The organism is Mycobacterium sp. ENV421, assembly GCF_002887815.1.
Classification (GTDB): domain Bacteria; phylum Actinomycetota; class Actinomycetes; order Mycobacteriales; family Mycobacteriaceae; genus Mycobacterium.
Map to the genome: position 1 here is coordinate 25,237 of NZ_PDHO01000011.1, position 24,285 is coordinate 49,521.

The 24,285-nt window shown below is 68.5% G+C and carries 17 protein-coding genes; 10 read left to right on the plus strand and 7 right to left on the minus strand.

From position 1 onward, the window contains the following. The first annotated feature begins 263 nt into the window (after window positions 1–263). Window positions 264–2,099, plus strand: coding sequence for an acyl-CoA dehydrogenase (locus CRM90_RS15155; protein ID WP_102807785.1), 1,836 nt, complete (start codon window positions 264–266; stop codon window positions 2,097–2,099). Between the two features lie 174 nt (window positions 2,100–2,273). Beyond that, the gene (locus tag CRM90_RS15160) at window positions 2,274–3,500 is read left to right on the plus strand and encodes an alpha/beta hydrolase family protein (RefSeq protein ID WP_102807786.1); all 1,227 of its coding nucleotides are present in this window, start codon (window positions 2,274–2,276) and stop codon (window positions 3,498–3,500) included. Between the two features lie 235 nt (window positions 3,501–3,735). On the opposite strand, the gene CRM90_RS15165 is transcribed toward CRM90_RS15160, so the two are convergent. Next, on the minus strand, window positions 3,736–5,088 hold the full coding sequence (locus CRM90_RS15165; RefSeq protein WP_233209338.1) for an acetyl-CoA C-acetyltransferase: 1,353 nt from the start codon (window positions 5,086–5,088) through the stop codon (window positions 3,736–3,738). A 66-nt stretch (window positions 5,089–5,154) separates the two neighbouring features. On the opposite strand from CRM90_RS15165, the gene CRM90_RS15170 reads away from it, so the two are divergent. After that, window positions 5,155–6,525 carry a 3-oxoacyl-ACP reductase gene (locus tag CRM90_RS15170; protein WP_102807788.1) on the plus strand — a complete coding sequence of 457 codons (1,371 nt, stop codon included), beginning with the start codon at window positions 5,155–5,157 and terminating at the stop codon, window positions 6,523–6,525. Window positions 6,526–6,565: 40 nt separating this feature from the next. Next, a complete protein-coding gene (locus CRM90_RS15175) occupies window positions 6,566–7,381 on the plus strand; it encodes a MaoC/PaaZ C-terminal domain-containing protein (RefSeq protein ID WP_233209348.1) in 816 nt (271 codons plus the stop codon). Here the strand turns inward: CRM90_RS15175 and CRM90_RS15180 are convergent. Beyond that, on the minus strand, window positions 7,378–7,998 hold the full coding sequence (locus CRM90_RS15180) for a TetR/AcrR family transcriptional regulator (protein WP_102807790.1): 621 nt from the start codon (window positions 7,996–7,998) through the stop codon (window positions 7,378–7,380). The two genes, CRM90_RS15175 and CRM90_RS15180, sit on opposite strands and share 4 nt — an antisense overlap. Window positions 7,999–8,049: 51 nt before the next feature. Next, window positions 8,050–9,261 (minus strand): glycoside hydrolase family 3 N-terminal domain-containing protein, encoded by a 1,212-nt coding sequence (locus CRM90_RS15185; protein WP_102807791.1) that lies wholly within the window; start codon window positions 9,259–9,261, stop codon window positions 8,050–8,052. 141 nt (window positions 9,262–9,402) lie between these two features. Here CRM90_RS15185 and CRM90_RS15190 point away from each other — a divergent pair, with 141 nt between their 5' ends. From CRM90_RS15190 to CRM90_RS15205, 4 genes are read left to right on the plus strand one after another with little or no spacing between them, the layout of a single operon-like run. After that, the gene (locus CRM90_RS15190) at window positions 9,403–9,576 is read left to right on the plus strand and encodes a DUF2613 domain-containing protein (RefSeq protein WP_102807792.1); all 174 of its coding nucleotides are present in this window, start codon (window positions 9,403–9,405) and stop codon (window positions 9,574–9,576) included. A gap of 46 nt (window positions 9,577–9,622) precedes the next feature. After that, complete coding sequence (locus tag CRM90_RS15195) at window positions 9,623–13,894, plus strand: alpha-(1->3)-arabinofuranosyltransferase (RefSeq protein ID WP_102807793.1); 4,272 nt, start codon at window positions 9,623–9,625, stop codon at window positions 13,892–13,894. Window positions 13,895–13,903: 9 nt separating this feature from the next. After that, window positions 13,904–14,893, plus strand: a complete 990-nt coding sequence (locus CRM90_RS15200) for a phosphotriesterase family protein (RefSeq protein ID WP_102807794.1) — start codon at window positions 13,904–13,906, stop codon at window positions 14,891–14,893. After that, window positions 14,886–16,352 carry an AMP-binding protein gene (locus tag CRM90_RS15205; protein ID WP_102807795.1) on the plus strand — a complete coding sequence of 489 codons (1,467 nt, stop codon included), beginning with the start codon at window positions 14,886–14,888 and terminating at the stop codon, window positions 16,350–16,352. Before CRM90_RS15200 ends, CRM90_RS15205 begins: the two co-directional genes overlap by 8 nt. 1 nt (window position 16,353) lies before the next feature. Here CRM90_RS15205 and CRM90_RS15210 read toward each other — a convergent pair whose 3' ends face one another. From CRM90_RS15210 to CRM90_RS15225, 4 genes are read right to left on the minus strand one after another with little or no spacing between them, the layout of a single operon-like run. Beyond that, window positions 16,354–17,325, minus strand: a complete 972-nt coding sequence (locus tag CRM90_RS15210; protein ID WP_102807796.1) for an SIS domain-containing protein — start codon at window positions 17,323–17,325, stop codon at window positions 16,354–16,356. Then, the gene (locus CRM90_RS15215; RefSeq protein ID WP_102807797.1) at window positions 17,315–18,526 is read right to left on the minus strand and encodes a glucosamine kinase; all 1,212 of its coding nucleotides are present in this window, start codon (window positions 18,524–18,526) and stop codon (window positions 17,315–17,317) included. Before CRM90_RS15215 ends, CRM90_RS15210 begins: the two co-directional genes overlap by 11 nt. A 4-nt stretch (window positions 18,527–18,530) precedes the next feature. Continuing rightward, the gene (locus CRM90_RS15220) at window positions 18,531–19,832 is read right to left on the minus strand and encodes a glycosyltransferase (protein ID WP_233209339.1); all 1,302 of its coding nucleotides are present in this window, start codon (window positions 19,830–19,832) and stop codon (window positions 18,531–18,533) included. A 57-nt stretch (window positions 19,833–19,889) separates the two neighbouring features. Continuing rightward, complete coding sequence (locus tag CRM90_RS15225; RefSeq protein ID WP_102807798.1) at window positions 19,890–21,068, minus strand: acyltransferase family protein; 1,179 nt, start codon at window positions 21,066–21,068, stop codon at window positions 19,890–19,892. A 170-nt stretch (window positions 21,069–21,238) separates the two neighbouring features. On the opposite strand from CRM90_RS15225, the gene pgfA reads away from it, so the two are divergent. Next, a complete protein-coding gene (pgfA, locus tag CRM90_RS15230; RefSeq protein ID WP_102807799.1) occupies window positions 21,239–22,438 on the plus strand; it encodes a cell envelope lipid trafficking protein PgfA in 1,200 nt (399 codons plus the stop codon). Then, window positions 22,435–24,180, plus strand: coding sequence for an MmpA family trehalose lipid delivery protein (locus CRM90_RS15235; protein WP_233209340.1), 1,746 nt, complete (start codon window positions 22,435–22,437; stop codon window positions 24,178–24,180). The genes pgfA and CRM90_RS15235 overlap by 4 nt, the downstream gene beginning before the upstream one ends. Window positions 24,181–24,285 lie beyond the last annotated feature (105 nt).

Here is a 24,285-nt window from a genome sequence, read left to right on the forward strand (position 1 = left end):
CTGCGGCGTTGCGGCCGCGCTTCACGCGGCCGGGCATCTGACCTGTTCAGAGCCTCGTGGGCGGCCCGAAGTTTGGAATTGACGAACGCGGTAATACCCCAAACCGACCGGTGGGTTGGTTAGTTGGCTGAACTTGCTCACACGCGGTTGATTTCCAGTTACCCGTGGGTATAGTAAGCCGTGTTACTGGTGGGTAACTTAGACCAAAGTACTCAACCACAAAGCCCAAATTCAGATGACATTCTCGCTGAGGAGGACCCGTCATGAGCCACTACAAGAGCAACGTCCGCGATCAGGTATTCAACCTCTTCGAGGTCTTCGGTTTCGATAAGGCCCTCGGCGCGGGCGAGTACAGCGACCTCGACGCCGACACCGTGCAGGAGATGCTCGGGGAGATGGCCCGTCTGGCGGAGGGCCCGCTGGCGGCGTCCTTCACCGATGGTGACCGCAACCCGCCGGTGTTCGACCCCGAGACGCACACCGTGACCCTTCCCGAGTCGTTCAAGAAGTCGGTGAAGGCGTTCATCGACGGCGGCTGGGACAAGGTCGGCCTCGACGAGGACCTCGGCGGTATGCCGATGCCCAAGACTCTGGTGTGGGCCCTGCACGAGCACGTGCTGGGCGCCAACCCCGCGGTCTGGATGTACGCCGGCGGCGCCGGTTTCGCCCAGATCGTCTACGACCTCGGCACCGAGGAACAGAAGAAGTGGGCCATCAAGGCTGCCGAGCGCGGCTGGGGCTCGACCATGGTCCTCACCGAGCCGGACGCCGGCTCGGACGTCGGCGCCGGCCGCACCAAGGCCGTCAAGCAGGACGACGGCTCGTGGCACATCGACGGCGTGAAGCGGTTCATCACCTCCGCCGATTCCGACGACCTCTTCGAGAACATCCTGCACCTGGTGCTGGCCCGCCCCGAGGGCGCCGGACCCGGCACCAAGGGCCTGTCGCTGTTCATCGTGCCGAAGTTCCACTTCGACCCCGAAACCGGCGAACCCGGTGAGCGCAACGGCGTGTTCGTCACCAACGTCGAGCACAAGATGGGCCTGAAGGTCTCGGCCACCTGCGAGCTGACCTTCGGCCAGCACGGCATCCCGGCCAAGGGCTGGCTCGTCGGCGAGGTACACGAGGGCATCGCGCAGATGTTCGATGTCATCGAGCAGGCTCGAATGATGGTGGGCACCAAGGCCATTGCGACGCTGTCGACCGGCTACCTGAACGCCCTGGAGTACGCCAAGGAGCGTGTGCAGGGTGCCGACCTGACCCAGATGACCGACAAGACCGCGCCGCGCGTGACGATCACCCATCACCCGGACGTCCGCCGCAGCCTGATGACCCAGAAGGCCTACGCCGAGGGTCTGCGGGCGCTGTACCTCTACACCTCCACCTACCAGGACGCCCCGGTTGCGCAGGCGATTCAGGGTGTCGAGGCCGACCTGGCCGTCAAGGTCAACGATCTGCTGCTGCCGATCGTCAAGGGTGTCGGTTCCGAGCAGGCCTACGCCAAGCTGACCGAAAGCCTGCAGACCTTCGGTGGCTCCGGCTTCTTGCAGGACTACCCGGTCGAGCAGTACATCCGCGACGCGAAGATCGACTCGCTCTACGAGGGCACCACCGCCATCCAGGCGCAGGACTTCTTCTTCCGGAAGATCGTGCGCGACAAGGGTGTTGCGCTGGCGCACGTGGCCGGTCAGATCGAGGCGTTCATCTCCAACGAGTCGGGCAACGGCCGGCTGAAGTCGGAGCGCGAGCTGCTGGCCAAGGCGCTCGAGGACGTCCAGGCCATGGCCGCGTCCATGACCGGCTACCTGATGGCCGCGCAGGAGGATTCCGCCAGCATCTACAAGGTGGGGCTGGCCTCAGTCCGCTTCCTGATGAGCGTCGGCGACCTGGTCATCGGCTGGTTGTTGCAGCGGCAGGCCGCGGTGGCCATCGCAGCGCTCGACGCCGGTGCCAGCGGTGCCGACCGCTCGTTCTACGAGGGCAAGATCGCGGTCGCGTCGTTCTTCGCGAAGAACATGCTGCCGCTGCTGACCAGCACTCGCCAGGTGGTCGAGACGCTGGACAACGAGATCATGGAGCTCGACGAAGCAGCCTTCTGAGTCATCCACGCACAACGGCTCCGGGACCTTCGGGTCTCGGAGCCGTTGGCGTTTCGGTGCCGACTCGCCGGGGACTTCAGGTCTTTTGTGCCAGCTGACCCGCGCAGGGGAACGGATATCGGGACTTTGGGCTCTGGCAGTGAGCTGGTGATCCGCTACATTCTAGGAATGGCAATGCCCGGCAGCAACGACGCAGTTCCGGCGCATCCCGTTGCTACCGGCAAAAAGTCTGGTGGTGGAGCTCCTCTGGCGAATATTGTCGCGCCGTTCACCAAGACCGCTGGGTACTACGCGCGGTCCTGGGGCGCATACCTCGATGGCGGCAGTGGCGAGTTGCCCGTCGCGCGACCGACGCTTTCGCTGGCCACGCACGCCCTGCGGGACGAGATCGTGCTGGTCGGCCTTCGCATGCGCAGGCCGCTCAGCGACGCCGCCGTCTACGACAAGATCAACGCCGAAGTCGTCAAGGCCATCGACTTCTACGGCAAGCACGGCTGGCTGGCCAGGCCGGAAGGATTTTTCGCCGCTCCGCCGGTGCCGACCAACGTATCGATCCGGACGTTCGGCAAAGGCAACCGCAAGCACGAGCGGATGTCGTTCGACAGCGGCTACACGCCCTACGCCCGGGAACCGGGGCGCCAGCGCTGGCTGAGCTACCCCGGCAACCGCCGCGCATACGCGCTGATGCTGCGCCACAGCGAGCCCCGGCCGTGGCTGGTGTGCATCCACGGCACCGAGATGGGCCGGGTGAATCTGGACCTCACGTTGTTCCGGGCGTGGCATCTACACGAGGCATTCGGCCTCAACGTCATCCTGCCGGTGCTGCCGATGCACGGCCCGCGGGCCAAAGGTCTGCCGAAGGGCGCGGTGTTCCCCGGCGAGGACGTGATGGACGACGTCCACGCCACCGCGCAGGCGGTGTGGGACGTGCGCCGGGTGCTGGCCTGGATCAGGTCGCAGCAACCGGGCGCGCGGATCGGGGTGAACGGCATCTCGCTGGGCGGCTACATCGCAGCTCTGGTCGCCAGCCTCGACGAGGACCTGACGTGTGCCATCCTCGGCGTGCCACCGGCCAACCTGGTGTCGATCCTGGGCCGGCACGCCGGACTGAGCATCGACGATCCGCGGCACCGAACCCTGGAGTTGGCCGCACCGATCGGCGACATGATCTCGCCGCTGTCGCTGCAACCGAAGGTCGCCCCAGAGGGCCGGTTCATCTACGCCGGCGTCGCCGACCGGATCGTGCACCCGCGCGAGCAGGTGCTGGGATTGTGGGAGCACTGGGGGCGGCCGGACATCGGCTGGTACCGCGGCGGGCATACCGGGTTCTTCCAAGCCCGTCCGGTGCAGCAATTCGTGGACGCCGCACTCGTGCAATCGGGGCTCGTAGACCGGGGCTAGCGGACAGCCTGCTCCAGCAGCTTTGCCGGACCGCTGGGAGTCCTCATAGTGACCGCCGCTGGAATCCCCTCTTGTCCAGCGGCGGTCCTTCGTTCATGTCAATAGGACACAAACAAAGAGGATGCCCCGTGTTGCCGTCGGGTCGGGGGGTCAGACGGCAACACGGAGCTATCCGGTACATCTGTATCCCGGACGGGTTCGTTACAAACCCACGGAAACTTTTTTCGATTTTTTTCTAGGCCTCGAGAATCGCGGTCACGCCCTGGCCGCCGGCGGCGCAGATGGAGATCAGGCCACGCACCGGTTGTCCCGTCGCCTTGTGCTTTTCCGCCAGCTGTTTGGCCAGCTGAGCCACGATCCGGCCGCCGGTTGCGGCGAACGGATGGCCGGCCGCCAGCGAGGAGCCGTTGACGTTGAGCTTGGTTTTATCGATGCCGCCCAGTGCACTATCCAGGCCGAGCCGCTCCTTGCAGTACTCCTCGGATTCCCACGCCTGCAGGTGGGCCAGCACCACCGACGCGAATGCCTCGTGGATCTCGTAGAAGTCGAAGTCCTGCAAGGTCAGACCGTTGCGGGCCAGCAGGCGGGGCACCGCGTACGTGGGTGCCATCAGCAGGCCGTCGGCACCGTTGACGTAGTCGACCGCGGCGGTCTCGGAGTCGACGAAATAGGCCAGCGGAGTCAGCGAGTGTGACGTTGCCCACTCATCGCTGGCGAGCAGTACCACCGAGGCGCCGTCGGTGAGCGGGGTCGAGTTGCCCGCCGTCATCGTCGCGTCGCCGTTGCGCACGCCGAACACCGGCTTGAGCTTGGCCAGCTTCTCGGCGCTGGAGTCGGCGCGCAGATTGTTGTCCCGGTACAGCCCCAGGAAGGGGGTGACGAGATCGTCGAAGAAGCCGGCGTCGTAGGCGGCGGCCATGTTGCGGTGGCTGGCGGCGGCCAGCTCGTCCTGGTCGACGCGCTTGATCCCCATCTGCTTGGCGGTGATCGCGGCATGGTCGCCCATCGACAGCCCGGTTCGCGGCTCGCCGTTGGTCGGGATCTCGATGCCGAGGGAGGCGGGCAGCTTGCCGACCAGCTTGAGCCGGTCCACGTTCGACTTGGAGCGGCGCAGATTGAGCAGGGTGCGACGGAGCTCGTCGCCCAGCCCGATCGGGGCGTCGGAGGTGGTGTCCACCCCGCCCGCGGCCGCGGCTTCATAGCGTCCGGCGGCGATTCCGTCGGCGGCGGCGATGGCCGCCTGCAGGCCGGTGCCACAGGCCTGCTGCAGATCGATCGCCGGGGTGTAGGGCGAGAGCTGGCTGCCGAGCACGCTCTCCCGCATCAGGTTGAAGTCGCGGCTGTGCTTGAGCACCGCGCCGCCGATGACCGCGCCGAGTTGCTCGCCGGCCAGCCCGAATCGGTCCACCAGCCCGCCGAGGGCGGCGGTGAACATGTCCTGGTTGGATGCCTGCGCATATGCGCCGTCGGAGCGCGCGAACGGAATGCGGTTGCCGCCGATCACGGCGACCCGGCGGCTGTTTCTAGTGGTAGAGGCCACGTCAATCTCCCCTTTGGGTTCGGTTTGAGAGGGGGTATACCCACCCATACTACGCACGGTCCTTACTCTGGAGTAAGTTCGTTCCCGGTCCACCCGCATCGCAACTCGAAAGGCATGTTCGTGGCTTCCGACCTTTTCTCGCAGATCGTCAACTCAGCGCCGGGCTCCCTGCTGGCCAAGCAGCTCGGCATTCCGCAGCCCGAGACGCTGCGCCGCTACAAAGCCGGTGAGCCGCCGCTGGCCGGCTCACTGCTGATCGGTGGTGACGGCCGCGTGGTCGAGCCACTGCGCGCGGCGCTGGCCGAGGACTACGACGTGGTCGCCGACAACCTGGGCGGCCGCTGGGCCGACTCGTTCGGCGGGCTGGTCTTCGACGCCACCGGCATCACCGAGCCGATCGGACTGCGCGGTCTGTACGAGTTCTTCACCCCGCTGCTGCGCAATCTCGGTCACTCGGGTCGCATCGTCGTGATCGGCACGACGCCCGACGAGGCGGGCAGCGCCAACGAACGCATCGCCCAGCGCGCCCTCGAAGGATTCACCCGGTCTCTGGGCAAGGAGGTGCGCCACGGGGCCACCGTCTCGCTCGTCTACCTGTCGCCGGCGGCGAAACCCGCTGCGACAGGACTGGAGTCGACGCTCCGGTTCCTGCTGTCGGGCAAGTCGGCCTACGTCGACGGGCAGGTCTTCTATGTGGGCGCCGCGGATTCCACCCCGCCCGCCGACTGGGACAAGCCGCTGGACGGCAAGGTCGCGATCGTCACCGGCGCCGCCCGCGGCATCGGCGCCACGATCGCCGAGGTGTTCGCCCGCGACGGCGCCAAGGTCGTCGCGATCGACGTCGAGGGTGCGCGTGATGCCTTGAGCGAAACCGCGGTGAAGGTCGATGGCACCGCACTGCCGCTGGACGTCACCGCCGAGGATGCCGTCGACAAGATCACCGAGCATCTGCGTGAGCACTACGCCGAGCACAACGGGGGCCGCGCCGACATCCTGGTCAACAACGCCGGCATCACCCGCGACAAGCTGCTGGCCAACATGGACGACGCCCGCTGGGATGCCGTCGTCGCGGTCAATCTGCTTGCACCGCAACGCCTTACCGAAGGCTTGATCGAGAACGGCAGCATCGGTGACGGTGGACGCATCATCGGGCTGTCCTCGATGGCCGGGATCGCAGGCAACCGCGGACAGACCAATTACGCGGCCACCAAGGCCGGCATGATCGGCCTCACCGAGGCGCTGGCGCCGTCGCTGGCGGACAAGGGCATCACGATAAACGCCGTCGCACCCGGATTCATCGAGACCGCGATGACCGACGCGATCCCGTTGGCCACCCGCGAGGTCGGCCGCCGGCTGAACTCCCTGTATCAGGGCGGCAAGCCGGTCGACGTCGCCGAGACCATCGCCTACTTCGCCAGCCCCGCGTCGAATGCCGTCACCGGCAACACGATCCGCGTCTGCGGCCAGGCCATGCTGGGAGCCTGAGGTGACAGCCGTGACCGAACAGCCGAGCGGACTGCGCAACATGCTGCGCGCCGCGGCGGGCTCGCTGCCGTTCATCCCGCGCAGCGACCACCTGCCCACTCGCACCCTGACGGTCGATGAACTGGCCATCGACCCGTCCAACGTCGCCGCCTACGCGGCGGTCACCGGCCTTCGCTTCGGCGACACCGTGCCGCTGACCTATCCGTTCGTGCTGACGTTTCCCACCGTGATGTCCCTGATCACCGGATTCGACTTCCCGTTCGCGGCCATGGGTGCGGTCCACGTGGAGAACGAGATCACCCGGTATCGCCCGATCGCGGTCACCGACACCGTGAAGCTCGCGGTGCACGCCGAGAACCTGCGGGAGCACCGCAAAGGCCTGCTGGTCGACGTCATCGCCGACATCCACGTGGGCAACGAGCACGCCTGGCATCAGGTGACGACGTTCCTGCACCAGCAGCGCACCAGCCTGTCGGGTGGACCCAAACCCGAACCGCCCAAGCGGCCGAAGCTGCCGCCGCCCAACGCGATCCTGCGGATCAGCCCTGGCCAGATCCGGCGTTACGCATCGATCGGCGGGGACCACAATCCGATCCACACCACGTCGGTCGGCGCCAAGCTGTTCGGCTTCCCCACGGTGATTGCCCACGGGATGTTCAGCGCGGCAGCGGTTTTGGCCAACATCGAGGCGCAGATACCCGATGCGGTCCGCTACTCGGTGAAGTTCGGCAAGCCGGTCATCCTGCCGGCCACCGCCGGTCTCTACGTCGACCGGGTAACCGACGGCTGGGACATCTCGATGCGCAACCTGAGCAAGGGATACCCGCACCTCACCGGAACGGTTCGCGGGCTCTAGGAAGTCGCGGTCGAGGCTTCCTTGTCGGCGGGGGCGCCCTTGAGGCCGCGCCAGAACAGGTTGATCAGCATGTCGGCGGCCTCGTCGACATCGGCGTCGCCTGCGCTGACGCGGGCGGCGACCGCCTCACCGGCACCCACCAGGGCGACAGCCATCATGTGGAAGTCGGTGCCGGGCTCAGGGTGTCGAGTGCCGGCCTCCAGCAGCCGGGCCACCATGTCGATGATCTTCTCGCGGCCCTCACGGACGGTGTGCGCGAACGCCTGAGAGCTGGTCGCCTGGGTGTAGAGCACGATCCAGGAGGCCCGGTTGGCGTCGATGTATCGCAGCACGGACAGAATCACGCTGCGCAACAGGTCATGTGGGCTCTGCTTGAGGTCGATGTCCTCACGCACCGCTTCGATGAAGCGGCTCAGTTCGCGGGCCAGGCACGCCCCGAACAATTCTTCCTTGGAGCCGTAGTACAGATACAGCATCGGCTTGGAGATCTGCGCCTCACCGGCGATGACGTCCATCGACGTCTCGTGATAGCCGTTGACCGAGAACATCTGTACAGCGGCGTCGAGCATCTGCTGCTCCCGCACGGCACGGGGCAACCGCTTGGTGCCACCCGCCATATCACCGCCTTCCGCCAGACCCCCGCGTCGCTGAGTCCGTGATCTCTCAGGCTAACCGCCGCAGCGGGGACTTTGCCCTTTGAGACGCGCCATTCGCAACACCGAAGTCTCGATGGCGGGCAGCGACAGTTCACCCGCATTGACCGCCTTCTCGAGCCGGTCGAGCACCGCTGGCACCTCGTCGGTGGTCACCCACAGCGCCACGTCGGTGCCGGCCTGCAGGCTGCGCAGCACCGCTTCGGCCACCCCGTACCGGTCGGCGATGGCCGCCATGCTGGACAGGTCGTCGCTGAAGACCGGGCCGTCGAAACCCGGTCCGCCGTAGCCGCCGCTGCGCAGCAGACCCACCGCCGCGGCACTCAGGCTGGCCGGCGTCGTCCCGGTCAACCCCGGCACCTCGAGGTGGCCGACCATGACGGCGACGGGCGCTTCCGTGGTCAACGTGCGGTAGGGCACCAGGTCGTTGGTCATCAGAGCGTCCAGCGGCGGGGTGGTGACCGCCCCGGCGGTGTGCGAGTCGCCCGAACCGTGACCGTGGCCGGGGAAATGCTTCAGCACCGGGAGCAGACCGGCGTCGCGCAGACCGCGGGCGTACGCACCGGCGTATTCGGTCACCTTCGCCGGGTCGTCGGAGAACGACCGGTCGCCGATCACGGTGTCGTCCGGGGCGTCGGTGACGTCGACGACGGGCGCGAAGTCGATGGTGATGCCGAGGCCGCGCATCTTCTTTCCCCGGTCCAGTGCCAGCTGGTACACCTGATCGGCGGTCTGGGTCTGCGCCAGCACCCGCGCCGACGGGGCGTCGCCGATCAGCGACGTCAGCCGCTGCACACGGCCGCCCTCTTCGTCGACGCTGACAGCCAGTGGGAGCGGGCCGGCGTTGGCGTAGTCGGGCAGCGAGCCATCGGTCAGCATCGACAGGTCGGTCCAGCTGCCGATGAAGATGCCGCCGACGTGATAGGTGTCCACCACGTTGCGCGCATCGGCGGCCCCCTTGACCCCGACCATCAGCACCTGGGCGAGCTTGTCGCGGGTCGACATCGCACTGAGCAACCCGGGGCCGTCACCGCACGCCGGCGGCGCCGGGGAGGCAGGCGCCTGGGCCGGTCCGGCCAACGGCACCGAGCTGGCCGACGACGACTTGCCGACCGGTGCCGACGACGACGCCGCGGGGCGCGAAGCGGTCCCTGAACAGCCGACGAGCAGCAGGGGCAGTGCCGACAGGGCCGCGACTCCGCGAATCGAGAACAGGCGGTTAGGCATCCGCACATGCTGTCACGGCCCTCGCCGCGGGCCAACCAAGGTTGGCCGCGTGCTAGGTTTGCCAGCGGGTATTCACCCGTGACATTGCGGGTCTTCACCCGATGATCTGCACCGTCCCAGCACCCGCGAGGAGAAGCGACCATGAACCGGTTCGTGGTTCCCGCCGCCGCCAGCATCGTGGTCGGTCTGCTGCTCGGAGCTGCCGCGATCTTCGGCGTGACGTTGATGATCCAGCAGGACACCAAGCCCCCGCTGTCGCCCGGCGACCCGGCGTCGTCGGTGCTGAACCGCGTCGAGTACGGCAACCGCGGCTAGCCTGAGCACTATCGCCGCCGCCTCCCCCGCGGTCACGGAGGCGCCCATCACGACCCCGCCGCTATCGCGGCGTTGGCTCTCCTGTGTCTTCCTCGTCGCGCTGGTGTTGTGCTTCGCCCAGTCGCCGGGACTGATCTCGCCGGACACCAAGCTCGACCTGACCGCGAACCCGCTGCGTTTCCTCACCCGCGCGGCCAACCTGTGGAACAGCGACCTGCCGTTCGGCCAGGCGCAGAACCAGGCGTACGGCTACCTGTTCCCGCACGGGGCGTTCTTCCTGCTCGGCGACACCCTCGGGTTGCCGGGCTGGGTCACTCAGCGGCTTTGGTGGGCGTTGCTGCTGACCGCCGGCTTCTGGGGTTTGTTGCGGGTGGCCGAAGCGCTGGGCATCGGGACCCGCTCGTCGCGCATCATCGGCGCTCTGGCGTTCGCCCTGTCCCCGCGGGTGCTGACCACGCTGGGGTCGATCTCCTCGGAGACGCTGCCGATGATGCTGGCGCCGTGGGTGTTGCTGCCGGTGATCCTTGCGCTGAAGGGTGGCGCCGGAGCCGCCGGGCCGGGGACGTCGGGCCGAAGCAGATCGTTGCGAATGCTGGCGGGCCGCGCCGGTCTGGCGCTGGCGTTGATGGGAGCGGTCAACGCCGTCGCGACGCTCACCGGCTGTCTGCCGGCGATCATCTGGTGGCTGTGTCACCGACCCAACCGGGTGTGGCTGCGGTTCAGCGCCTGGTGGGCGCTGGCCTCCACACTCGCGGTCACCTGGTGGGTGGTCGCGCTGCTGCTGCTGGGCAGGATCAGTCCACCGTTCCTGGACTTCATCGAGTCCTCCGGGGTCACCACGCAGTGGGCGTCGCTGACCGAGATGCTGCGCGGCACCGACAGCTGGACGCCGTTCGTCTCGCCGAACGCCACCGCCGCGGCCGAACTCGTCACCCAGCCGGCCATGGTGCTGGCCACCACTCTCGTCGCGGCCGGTGGGATGGCGGGGCTGGCGCTGCGTTCGATGCCGGCCCGCGGCCGGCTGATCATCATGCTGCTTACCGGGGTGGTGCTGCTGGGCCTCGGCTACTCCGGTGGACTCGGCTCGCCGGTGGCGCAGCACGTGCAGGCCTTCCTCGACGCGGCGGGCGCCCCGCTGCGCAACGTCCACAAGCTGGAGCCGGTGATCCGTCTCCCGCTGGTGCTGGGGCTCGCACACCTGCTCAGCCGAATCCCGCTGCCCGGCAGCGCGCCCCGGCCGGTATGGGTGCGGGCGTTCGCGCATCCCGAGAACGACAAGCGGGTGGCGGTCGGCATCGTCGTGATGGCCGCGCTGATGGTCGCCACGTCGATGGCCTGGACCGGCCGGCTCACCCCGCCCGGTGCATTCCGCGCGATCCCGGACTACTGGCATCAGGCCGCGGACTGGCTGACCAAGAACAACACCGGTCAGCCGACACCAGGCCGGGTGCTGGTGGTTCCCGGTGCGCCGTTCGCCACCCAGGTCTGGGGTAACAGCCACGATGAACCGCTGCAGGTTCTCGGCGAAAGCCCTTGGGGGGTGCGTGATTCCATTCCCCTAACCCCGCCGCAGACGATCCGTGCGCTGGATTCGGTGCAGCGACTGTTCGCCGCGGGCCGGCCGTCGGCGGGCCTGGCCGACACCCTGGCCCGCCAGGGCATCTCCTACGTGGTGGTCCGCAACGACCTGGACCCGGACAAGTCACGCTCGGCCCGCCCGCTGCTGGTGCACCGCGCCATCGACGGATCGCCGGGTCTGCAGAAGGTGGCGCAGTTCGGCGACCCGGTCGGACCGGGCACACTGGACGGTTTCATCAGCGACAGCGGGCTGCGGCCACGCTATCCCGCCGTCGAGATCTATCACGTTGGCGCCCAGGGCAATCCAGCGACACCGTACTTGACCGACGCGAACCGGATGGCCCGGATAGACGGCGGTCCCGAGGTGCTGTTGCGCATCGACGAACGCCGCAGGCTGCTCGGGCTACCGCCCCTCGGCCCGATGCTGCTGACCTCGGACGCCCAGCGCGCCGGGCTTCCGGTACCGGTGGTCACCGTGACAGATACCCCCGTCGACCGGGAAACCGACTACGGCCGGGTCGACGATCACTCGTCGGCGGCCCGGGCCGAGGGCGACCACCGCAACACCTTCAACCGGGTACCCGACTACCCGGTTCCCGGTGCCCGACCCGTCCACGGCGCCTGGACCGGAGGGCGGCTGTCCGCGTCGAGCTCGTCGTCGGACGCCACCGCGCTGCCCAACGTCGCGCCGGCCAGCGGACCGGCCGCCGCCATCGACGGCGACTCGGCCACCGCGTGGGTGTCCAACTCGTTGCAGGCCGCGATCGGACAGTGGCTGCAGGTCGACTTCGACCATCCGGTCACCAATGCGACGCTGACGATCACCCCGAGTGCCACCGCTGTCGGAGCCCAGGTCCGCCGATTGCAGGTGTCCACCGTAAACGGCACCACCACAGTGCGTTTCGACGAGCCGGGCAAACCGCTCACAGTGGCGCTCCCCTACGGCGAGTCGCCGTGGGTCCGGATCACCGCGATCGGCACCGACGACGGCTCGTCGGGTGTCCAGTTCGGCATTACCGATCTGTCGGTGACCCAGTTCGACGCCTCCGGATTCGCCCATCCCGTCGACATCAGGCACAGCGTCGTCGTGCCCGGGCCGCCCGGTGGGTCCGCGATTGCCGGCTGGGATCTCGGCTCCGAACTGCTCGGTCGGCAAGGCTGTGCCGATTCCCCCGACGGGGTGCACTGCGCGGCGTCGATGTCGCAGGCCCCCGAGGAGCCGGTCACGTTGAGCCGCACGCTGACCGTGCCCAAACCGATCGACGTCATCCCCACGATCTGGGTCCGCGCCCGGCAGGGACCGCACCTGGCGGACCTCGTCGCCCAGCCGGGCACCGTCCGCTCACGCGCCGACGCCGATCTGATCGACGTCGACGGATCCGCCTATGCCGCAACCGATGGCGACCCGCGCACCTCATGGACGGCACCCCAGAACGTGGTGCAGCATCGCAGTGCCCCCACCCTCACGGTGACCTTGCCGAAACCGACCGAGGTCACCGGCCTGGTGCTGACCCCGAGCTCGTCGGCGCTGCCCACTCATCCCACGATGGTGGCCGTCGACCTCGGTGACGGCCCGCAGGTCCGCCGGATGGACGCCAGACCGGATGCCGGTGCGCAAAGGCTGACGCTGCGTCCACGGCTGACCGACACCGTCCGGATCAGCCTGCTCGACTGGAATGACGTGATCGACCGCACCGCACTGGGTTTCGATCAGCTCAAGCCCCCCGGCCTGGCCGAGGTGGGTGTACTGGGCCCGGACGGCAAGCCCGTCGCCGCCGCCGACGCGGCCACCAACCGCAAACGCACCATCGAGATCCCGTGCGGCCAGGGACCGATCGTCGCGGTGTCCGGCAGGTTCGTGCAGACCTCGGTGACGACGACCGTCGGCGCACTGCTGGACGGCGAACCGGTCCCGGCCCGCGCGTGCGACCCGGCGCCGATCGCTCTACCCGCCGGCCAACAGGAGCTGCTGATCAGTCCCGGCTCGGCATTCGTGGTGGACGGAGCCCAGCTGTCCGGCCCGCTGGCCAACCAAATCAGCACCGCCCCAACGACTCCCGCCGACGTCACCAGTTGGGGTGCTGATCGCAGGGAGTTCGACGTCCACCGGGCGCCCACCGCACGCGTGCTGGTGGTCCCGGAAAGCGTGAATCCCGGTTGGGTGGCCCGACTGCCCGACGGGGTCACACTCACGCCGGTGATCGTCAACGGCTGGCAACAAGGCTGGGTGGTGCCTGCCGGTGAACAGGGCACCGTCACGGTCAGCTTCCCCTCGAACCGGATCTACCGGATCGGGCTCGCCGTCGGCCTGTCCCTGCTCCCGCTGCTGCTGCTGTTGGCGCTGGTGCCGCCGCGCCGCCCGCCGGCAGCGCACGAGCCGGCCCGGCCCTGGGCCGTGCCGCTGCTGGCCGGCGCCGGGGTGCTGGCCGCCGGTGGGTTGATCGCCGGAGTCGGCGGGCTGGCCGTGTTCGGGACGGCGATGCTGCTCGGATACCTGCTACGCGGGCGGGCCCGGCTGCGCGACCGGCTGACACTGACAGCCAGCGCTTGCGGGCTGATCGCGGCGGGCGCGCTGCTGTCGCGCTACCCGTGGCGCTCGGTCGACGGCTACATCGGCCACTCACCATGGGTGCAGCTGCTCGCCCTGATCGCCGTCGGCGCGCTGGCCGCCTCCGCCATACGTCCTCGACAGCCTCGAACTGATCGCGAAACCACCGAGGACACAAGCATTTCCCGTTAGGGTGTCGGCATGACAGAGCCGTCACAGGTCGAGACCGTGCGAGGCCCGGTCTCGACCAGCGACCTGGGTGTGGTGTTCATGCATGAACACGTCTTCATCCTGTCGCAGGAGATCATGGCCAACTATCCCGAAGGCTGGGGTGACGGCGAGGCCCGCGAGGCCGACGCGGTCGCCAAGCTCAACGAGTTGAAGGCACTCGGGGTGGACACGATCGTCGACCCGACGGTCATCGGGCTGGGCCGCTACATTCCGCGCATCCAGCGGGTGGCCGCACAGACCGACCTCCAGATCGTGGTCGCCACCGGGATCTACACCTACAACGACGTGCCGATGTACTTCCACTTCACCGGCCCGGGAACCCTGCTTGACGGTCCGGAGATCATGACTGATCTGTTCGTCCGGGACATCACCGAGGGCATCGCCGACACCGGCGTGAAAGCGGGAATCCTCAAGTGCGCCACCGACGAACCCGGCGTCACCGCGGGCGTCGAGCGAGTGCTGCGCGCGGTGGCCCAGGCCCACAAACAGACCGGGGTGCCGATCACCACCCACACCCACGCGCTGAGCCGACGCGGTCTCGAGCAGCAACGAATCTTCGCCGAAGAGGGCGTCGACCTCAGCCGGGTCATCATCGGGCACAGCGGCGACACCACCGACCTGGGCTATCTGGAGGAACTGATCGCCGCAGGCTCGTACCTCGGCATGGACCGATTCGGGCTGGACGGCTTCCTCAGTTTCGACGACCGCGTCGACACCGTCGTGCGGATGTGCGAACGCGGGCACGCCGACAAGATGGTGCTGTCCCATGACGCGTCCTGCTATATCGACTGGCTGCCCGAGGAAGTCGTCCCGGTGGCCATGCCCAATTGGCACTTCCGGCACATTCACAACGATGTGCTTCCCGCGCTGCGCCGGCGCGGAGTGACCGACGAGCAGATCACCACCATGCTGGTGGACAATCCCCGCGCCATCTTCGCCAAGCAAGGTGCCTATGAGTGACCAGACGCCTGCGCTCGGGGCCCGGCTGAGCCGGCTCGCCGCCGAGGCACCCGATCGCCCGGCCGTGTCGTGCGAAGGCCGCACCATCACGCGCGCTCAGCTGGAGTCGGCGTCGAACCGGCTGGCGCGCGCCTATGCCGAACTCGGAGTCGGTCAAGGCGATTACGTGACGATCGCGGTGGCCAACTCGATCGAGTGGGTGCAGGCGACGGTCGCGGTGTGGAAGCTCGGCGCCATCCCGCAACCGCTGTCACCGCGGATGCCGGACGCCGAATTCGAAGGCCTGCTCGATTTGAAGCCGCGCGCCCTGCTGGTCGGGCGCGCCGACCCGCGCGGGGTCGTGCCGTCGGTGGCCGCCGAGTTCACCGGCAGCCCAAATCTCTCGGATGCTCCACTGCCCGAGGCGGTTTCACCGGCATGGAAGTCGATCGCGTCGGGCGGCAGCACCGGACGGCCGAAACTCATCGAGGCCGGGGGGGACAGCCGGTATCCGGCCGACCTGGTGGCGATGGGGATGGGCAACGAACCGACCGACACCCAGCTGGTGCCGGTCCCACTGAGCCACAACACCGGATTCACCTCGGCCACCATCGCATTGGCCACCGGGCAGCACCTGGTGCTGCTACCCAGGTTCGACCCGGAGCGCTTCCTGCGGGTGATCACCGACTACAAGGTGAACTACCTGACCACCGTGCCGACGATCATGCAGCGACTGCTGCCCGTCTACCACGCCAACCCGGCCGCCTACGACCTGTCGTCGCTGCGCCGGCTGTGGCACGTCGCCGCCGTCTGCCCGCCGAACGTCAAGCAGGCGTGGATCGACCTGCTCGGCCCGGATGCGGTGTGGGAACTGTACGGCGGCACCGAACTTCAGGCGCTGACGTTCATCAGCGGCTCCGAATGGCTGACCCACCGCGGATCAGTCGGGCGCGTGGTGGCCGGTGAGATGAAGGTTCTCGACGACGAGGGAACCGAATGCCCACCGGGGGTGCTCGGGGAGATCTACATGCGCCCCAGCCCCGGTTCGCAGCCCACCTACCGCTACATCGGCAGCACCGCCAAATCCCGCGACGGCTGGGACTCGCTGGGGGATCTCGGCTGGTTCGACGCCGAGGGCTATCTGTACCTGGCCGACCGTCGGGTCGACATGTTCACCGTCGGCGGCCGCAACGTGTACCCCGCGGAGATCGAGAGCGCCCTGTCCGAGCACCCCGCCGTGCTGTCCTGTCTGGCCGTCGGGGTGCCGCACGAGGACCTCGGTCAGGTGCCGTATGCGTTGGTGCACACCGACGGTGACGTGCTCACCGAAGACGACGTCAAGGCGTTCGTGGCGCAGCGGCTGGCCGATTACAAGGTGCCGCGCGCGGTGGAGTTCGTGGACACCCCGCTGCGGGACGACGCTGGCAAAGCCCGCCGATCCGCGGTGCGGGATCAGGTGATCGCCCGGCTGCAGGGTTAGGTCAGGCCGTCGCGGTCTGCTGCCAGGCCCGGGCCGCGACCAGTTCCGGCACCAGGACTTCGGTCAGCAGCCGCACATCATCCTGCTCGTCGCCGGGGTAACGGACTTCGAGCCGGGCCCCCGGGACCGCGCCGCCGACCGCGACAACGGTGGTGCCGCGCAACGTCGTCCACTCCGCCATCTGGTCCTCCCACTCCGAGCCGGCGAAGACCAGCATCCGGTAGTCGGTGGTCTTGGTGAGGTAGACGTCGACGTGGCTCCAGTCGCCGGTCTCACAGCCGACGGCGGCACGGCGCGGGCCCTCGCGGAGCATCAGCGCGCCCTGCTGCGCCGAGCAGAACCGGTGGGCCGGCGCCGCCAGGTGAGTGCCCGCAGGCCCGAGCAGCATGTCTGCCACCTCGGGACGCCAGGCCGCCTCGGTGTCGAGCAGGTGCGCGCTCGCTTCGGCCGTCGTCGCGATCGACGCGACCAACCCGGCGGTGTCGCGGCCGGCCAGATGCGACTCCAGCGCCATGAGCAGCGCCAGCGTGTGCTGATAGCTCCGGCAGGCCACCCCGCCGCGCTCCGGTTCTGCTGCCAAATCGACGACCGCGGAGCAGGATTCGGTGATCGCCGATCCTGCGGTGTTGGTCAGCGCCACCGTCGTCGCCCCGGCGGGAAGCCTACGCAGCGCGTCCAGCGTTTCCGCCGAACCACCCGTCGCCGAGGTTGCCACCACCAGGGTGCCCGGTCCCCAGTCCGGCAGCAGACGGGTGGACGCCAACTCCGAGATCGCGAGAATCCCTCGCGCGCGCATCCGCGCGGCCACGACGCCCGCAGCGTAGGCGGAGGACCCCATCCCGACGAACACCACCCGCTGCGTGCTGGCCGGAACGACCGCTGCCCAGGGATTGTCGGCGGCGAGCCGCTCGGCCAGCCGAGACAACGCCTCGGGCTTGCGGGCCAGGTCCGCGGCGAAGCCGTCAGGGTCCACCGGTGATTCCTTCGTCGAGCAACATGGGTAGTGCCGCCTCCGGAACGTACATCCAGCGCGGCAGATGCCGTGCCGCGTAGACGACTTCCCGCAACACCTGCTGCAAGCGGAATGCTCGCAGACAGGCCGGATCGTACAGCTCGCCGTGCCCCAGTGCGGCCAGGTGTGCGGCGTAGCTGCGGGTGAAGTGATCGCGGGCCAGCCGTTCGACCCTGGACAACGCCCCCTCATCGACGCGGTGGTGGCGGCGGGCCACGATCGCCGCATGGCTCAGTGACTGCGCCAACCCGGCGACGTCGAGGGCGGCCGGGATCGGCAGGACCCGCTCGGCGGGTGGCAGTACCGGATTCCCGTCGAAGTCGATGACCGCGTACCCGCCGGGATGTCTCAGCACCTGACCGACATGCAGGTCGCCGTGGCCCTCGATCACCGGAGTGCCGGCCATCCCGCCCAGGCTGTCGAAGATCTCGGTGATCATCCGGCTTTCGAGGAGATCGCGCATGGCCGGATCACTGTGCGCCCGAGCCTCATCCAGGGTCGCGGCTGCTGCCGCCCGCCACCGCTCGGCGTCGGCGGGCGAGGCGATGGTCGCGGAGGGCGCCAGTGCGGCGTGCAGTTCGGCAATCACAGTGCCGACGTCGGCGGCCGCCGTCGCCACGTCGTCCGCCGGGGAGTCCGGCTCGGCTGCCGCCGACGCGATCAGGTCCACCGCCCACGTCCACCCGTCGACGGCGCCGGGCAGATACTCGTCGACACCGGCCACCAGCGTCTCCGCGCCGTCCTCCGATCGCCAGGTGACCAGCCCCCACGGGCACGGCATGTGCCGAAAGCCATTGGCGCGCAACATCTCGATCCGGCCTGGCGCCGGATGCGGTCCAGCCTGCAGATGGGCGGCCCACTTAACCACCGCCGCGTCACCCACGATCACCGATTCGTTGGTCTGATCCACGGTGATCGCGCGTTCACCCGCTGCGACCCGCGCTAACCAGGCGTGCACTGTGAACGATCCGATCTCGGACACCTCCGGCGAAGCCGCCAACAGTGCCAGCAGCGCCTCGGCGATACCATCGCCGGGCCGGGCACGTCGCCACGACCCGCCGGAGTCGAGGACCTGCGGTTCGGCGGTCAGCCCGTCTTTCGTCGTGACGATCGAAAGTCGTTTACCGTCAATGAGATCCAGTGAGTCGAGTTCACCGCCCACGTCGTCAGCCTGACGCGCTGTCGCGGTTCCGATGCTGCAGTCCCACCTGCTCGATCACGTCGGCCCCGACACGCAGACCGTCTCGGGCCCGGATCGACTCGCCTATTCCAGACAGCCGGTTTCGGAGCTCGGTGTCGGCGAGGATCCTGTCCACGGCCGCGATGAGCTCCTCGTCGCGGAAGGCATACGTGTCGAGTCGAGCGCCGAAGCCGAGTTCGTCGATGCGCTGGGCATTTTCATACTGGTCCCAGAACAGCGGCAGCACGATCAGCGGCTTGCCGAAGTGCAGGGCCTCGGTCACCGTGTTGTTGCCGCCATGCGAGATGACCAGATCGACCTGCGGGATGACCTTGGTCTGCGGCAGCATCTGCTCGCCGACCATGTTGTCGGCCAACGTGATCCGATCGGCCTGCGGACCCTTGCTGACGATGTACCGATGCTCGGTCTTGCCCAGCACGTCGACCAGGCGCTGCATGAGTTCGACGTCGGCGCCGCCCAGCGATCCCAGCGACAGGTAGATCAGCGCGCTGGCGTCCGGACGGTGGGCGACCGATGCGGGCAGCTCGTACTCCGCATCGGTCTCGCGGACGCTGGAGTCCATCCGCGTCCAGCTGTCGTCGAGCGGACGTGCGTCGAGGTAGTCGGCCTCGGCCGGGTAGACGTAGAGATTGGCGGCGTTGTCGCGCGGCATGAACTCCAGATCCGGCAGCGGGTCGGCACCCTGGCGCTGAACCCACGCGTTGAAGTCGGACCACATCGCACGGTGGGTGCGGTCGAACTCGGCCCGGTAGGTGTCCCACTGCGTGGGGTCGGCACTGGGCAGCCCGGAAAATGGCGGCGGCACATTCGGTCCCGGCACTTCGAGCGGGCTGCACGACACGATCCGGACGAACGGTGCGCCTGTGCTCACCAACGCCGGGAACAGCACCACGTTGTCCTCGACGATCACGTCGGGCTGGTGTCGGGCGACGATCTCCCGCAGTCGCGGCTCACAGTATTTGGCGCCGTCGATCAGCGCCTGATAGGTCGGCTGGATGAAGGTTTCGAGCTGCAGATGAGTCGGCTTGCGAAACTCCGGGGCGGTCTCGGCGATGAAGTCCGTCCAGAACTTGCCGGGATCCTCGTCGGCCGCGCCGTCGACGGGTTCGGCCAGATCGACCAGTTCTTCCACGAAGCCCAGCGGTGCGAGCTTGCCCGCCCACGAACTTTCGGCGGCGAACACAATCCGGTGGCCGCGCCCACGCAGGATGGCCGCCAGACCGATGCACTGATTCGTCGGGCCGTAGGCCGACTCGGGCCAGAACATGATAGTCAATGGTTCAGAAGCCATGGCGATCCCTTCAGACATCGGGTCAGGCAAAGATCATCGCGCAATCACGGGCTCCGGCGCATCATCGACCGAACTGTCCAGCGGCGGAACCGGAGCCTTCTCGCGATACTCCCAGCGCCGCAGGGCATTCCGGCACGGCGATTCGATCAGGGCATAGCTGACCGCCGCCATCGCGAAGCCCAGCACCAGCGTCAACACCAGTGTCACGAGCAGGTTGCCGTTGAACATGAACCGGCCGACCATCGGGAACACCATCACCAGCGCGGCCAGGTGCCAGACGAACAACCCGTAGGACCACCGGCCCAGGGTGACCATGAACCGGCTGCCCAGAATCGGGTGCCGGGTGTCGGGCCTGTCGAGCACCAGCGGCGCCAGCAGCGCACCGGCGACGATGGCCCCCATCGAGGTGCGGATCACGAACTGCCCCAATGTGGCGGGAACCAGGTCCTTCGGACCGGCCAGCGGTGAGGCCGAGATCAGATAGGCCGCCAGTGCGATACCGGTGATGGCCCAGCGGTTCCGGGCCAGCTTGTGCGCCCACCCCAGCGGGCTGACCGTCCACTCCGCCAGCAGCATGCCCGCGGCGAACCACGAGGCGTAGGCCGGCGGCCAGTTCAGGAAGTTGACCCCCTGCACCGTGTGAATCGGCAGCAGACCCCAGCCGAGGCTGGCCAGCGCGATCGCCGCGATCACCGGGACCCGGGCCCGCACCGGCAGCCGGCGCGCTGCGAAAGCCAGGATCGGCAACGCCAGATAGAAGCTGACCTCGACCGACAGGCTCCACATCTGGGTCAGTCCGGCGGTCAACGTGAGCGGGACGTAAACCTGGGTCAGCGTCAGGTTGGCCCACCACACCGTGAAGCTTGCGTGGTTGGCCTCCGGCAGCAGCGTCAGGATGATGACGACCGCCACCACATATCCGGGCATGATGCGCACCAGCCGCGAACGCAGGTAATGCCCGGTGGGTGGGCGCCGGCGCAGTCCGCGGGCCGCGGCGGCGTGCCCGCGCCACAACAGAAAGCCGGAGAGCGCGAAGAACACCGCGACGGCCAGGTCGAAGCGATGCAGCAGGCGTCCGACCACGGCGCCGGTGGTGCCGGTCTGAAATGCGACGTGGGTGAGCACCACTCCCATGGCGGCGCACGCGCGCATGCCCTCCACGGCGGGGAGGAAGCCGCGGGTGCCCCCGACCCCCTGCGCGACCGACGTCATGGGAGCCAGTGTGCGCCGGAATGGGGTGGTTCGCGAAAGTGGGTACACCTGGCCTGCGGTGGCGACCTCCTAATGAACCGGTGCCTTGGGCTGGGCTGTTAGGGTCGAACAGGTTTGCTTCGCCGTCAGGCGGGGTGCGGCACGATCGGCAGTGAGGAGGCCACGGCAGCGTGAATCGCGCAGGCATGGTGCGTATCGCGGCATTCGGCATCATCGGGCTCGGAGCCGCCCTCCTGATCGCCGCGTTGCTGTTGACGACCTACACCTCCAGCAAGATCAAGAAGATCCCGCTGAACATCGACGAGACTCTGGTCAGCGACGGCACGGGTAGTGCGCTGGACCCGGCGTCGCTGATGGGTGAGAAGTTCGTCGTGGACAAGAACGTGCCGCTGGTCTCCCAGCAGCAGATCACCGTCGAGTCGCCGGCCAACGCCGACGTGGTGACGCTGCAAGCGGGCACCAGCGTGCGACGCAGCGACAAGCAACAGGACAACGGCCTGCTGCTGGCCATGGTCGACACCGTGACCGTCAACCGCAGCACCGCGATGGCGGTGTCCGACGACACCCATCCGGGCGGGTCGGTGCAGAAGCCGCGGAGTATCGAGGACAACAAGCCGCCGACCAACATTGCGCTTCCTCATGACGGCCTGGCCTACCGGTTCCCGTTCGGCACCGAGAAGAAGACCTATCCGTTCTTCGACCCGATCGCGCAGAAGGCCTTCGACGCCAACTACGACGGCCAGGAAGACGTCAACGGGCTGACCACCTACCGCTTCACCCAGAACGTCGGCTACGACGCCGACGGCAAGCTGGTCGACCCGATCAAGTACGCCTCGCTCTACGACAAGAACGAGGACGGCGAGGTGACCGCGCGGGCCGAGCTGTGGGGTCTGCCCGGGCCGCCGGAGGAGCCGGTCACCATGACCCGCTATTACGCCGCGCAGCGCACCTTCTGGGTCGACCCGGTGACCGGTGTGATCGTGAAGTCCACCGAGCACGCCAACCACTACTACGCCCGCGACGCGCTGCGCCCGGAGATGGAACTGGTCGATTACAAGGTCACCTCCACCGAGCAGACCATCGAGTCCCGGGTGGCCTCCGCCCGCGACGAGCGCGACCGGGTGGGACTGTGGTCGCGGGTGCTACCGATCAGCTTCACCGCCGCCGGTCTGGTGGCACTCGTGGGCGGGGCGCTGCTGGGCACGTTCAGCCTGCGTGCCGAGTCGGCTCTGATCGACCCCGGCCTGGACACCGCCGACCATGGCTTCTTCGGCAAGGACGAAACCGGACCGATGCCGGCCGCCGAGGCGGCCACCGAGAAGCTGCCCGCGGCCAGACCGGACCTGGAGCCTCCCCCGCCGCAGCGGTGAGCACTCCCGTGACCCGGGCGCACCGGGCCGTCCGGTGGGTGGTGCCGGGCTACGCACTCCTGTTGGCCCTCGCGGTCACCGCGCCGCTGCTGGCGCCCGGCTATCTGTTATTGCGCGATGCGGTGTCCACGCCGCGGTCGTATTTCTCCGATGCGGCGCTGGGTCTGTCCGAATCAGCGCCCCGCGCGCTCCCGCAGGACTTCCTCATCGCCGCTTTGACGCCTGTGCTCGACGGCGGCGTGCTGGTAAAGGCGCTGCTGGTCGCCGGGATTTTCCTGGCCGGCTGGGGAGCCGGACGGTTGGCCGCCGAGCTGGTCCCGGATGCCGGAATGCCCGGGCAGTTGATCGCGGCGACGCTCGCGGTATGGAACCCCTACGTTGCGGAGCGGCTGCTCCAAGGGCACTGGAGCTTGCTGGTCGGGTACGGCTGCCTGCCGTGGGTGGCTGCCGCGGTGATTCGGGTGCGGGATGAGGCGACCGTGGCCCGGTGGGCGGCGGTGGTGTTCTGGATCGCGCTGGCCGGGCTGACACCGACCGGGCTGTTACTGGCCGCTGTGGTGGCGCTGGTGTGTGTCGCGGTTCCCGGGACGGGGGCGTCGCGGCCATGGTGCGCGGCCGGGGTGCTGACGACCGCGGTGCTCACGGCGTCACCGTGGCTGATGGCGTCGGCGTTGGGCGGCGGGCTCGGCTCGTCGCCGTCACCGGGTGTGACGGCGTTCGCGGCTCGGGCGGAGCCGGGCCTGGGTACCCTCGGCAGCCTGGCGGGACTCGGCGGAATCTGGAACGCCGAGGCTGTTCCCTCCTCTCGCACAATGCTTTTCGCGCTGCCCGCGACCCTGGTGCTCGTGGGCATCGTGGCCATCGGGTTGCCCGCGGTACTGCGTCGCCGGTCCGTGCTGCCGCTGCTGGTGCTCGCCGCGGTCGGCGTGCTGCTGCCCGCCGCAGCGGCCACCGGGCCGGGACTGGCGGTGCTGCGTGACGTGGTGGAGGCCGTGCCGGCGGTCGGGATCCTGCGCGACGGGCAGAAGTGGGTGGCGCTGGCGATGCCCGGCTACGCGGTCGCCGCCGCGGCGGCGGTGGTGACGTTGCGGGGCCGGCTCCGGCCCGGCACCACCGCGGTAATGGGGATCGTGGCGCTCATCGCCGTGCTGCCCGATCTGGCCTTCGGCGCGTGGGGCAAGTTGACGCCGGTGCGCTATCCGCAGGGTTGGGCGGTGGTGGCCGGCTTGATCGACGCCGACCCGGCCGACGTCGCCGTGCTGCCCGCCGACAGCATGCGCCAGTTCGCGTGGGCCGGTGCGGCACCGGTGCTCGATCCGTTGCCGCGCTGGGTGCGCGCCGAGGTGTTGGCCACCGGCGACCTGACGATCTCCGGGCACAAGGTCCCCGGTGAGGGCGGCCATGCCCGCGATGTCCAGCGGATGCTGCTGGCCGGCGGTTCCCCCGAGGCGCTCGCCGGTGCCGGGGTGGGCTGGGTGGTCATCGAATCGGGCAGCGCAGGCACGATCGGCAACGCACAGCGGACCCTGGCGCAGCTGCCGGTGGCCTACCGCGACGGCGAGCTCGCGCTGTACCGCGTCGGGGGGGTGAGCGTCGGTGCGACACCCGCAGCGCGGCTCGCGGTGTTCGCGGCCCACCTGGTATGGCTGCTGACGCTGGGCGCCGCGGGGGCGGTGGCTGTGTTCAGCGCCGCGCGCCGGCGGCGCAGGTCAAGTTCGGCGACCCCCGACGCGGCGCCCTGATCGCCCGTATCGTATTCGAGGACAAAGCGATTCGCGAAGCGGAACGAGGATGACGGAGAGTATGGCTGGACGTGACGACGAGGTTCTTTCCCGCCCTGAAGATCT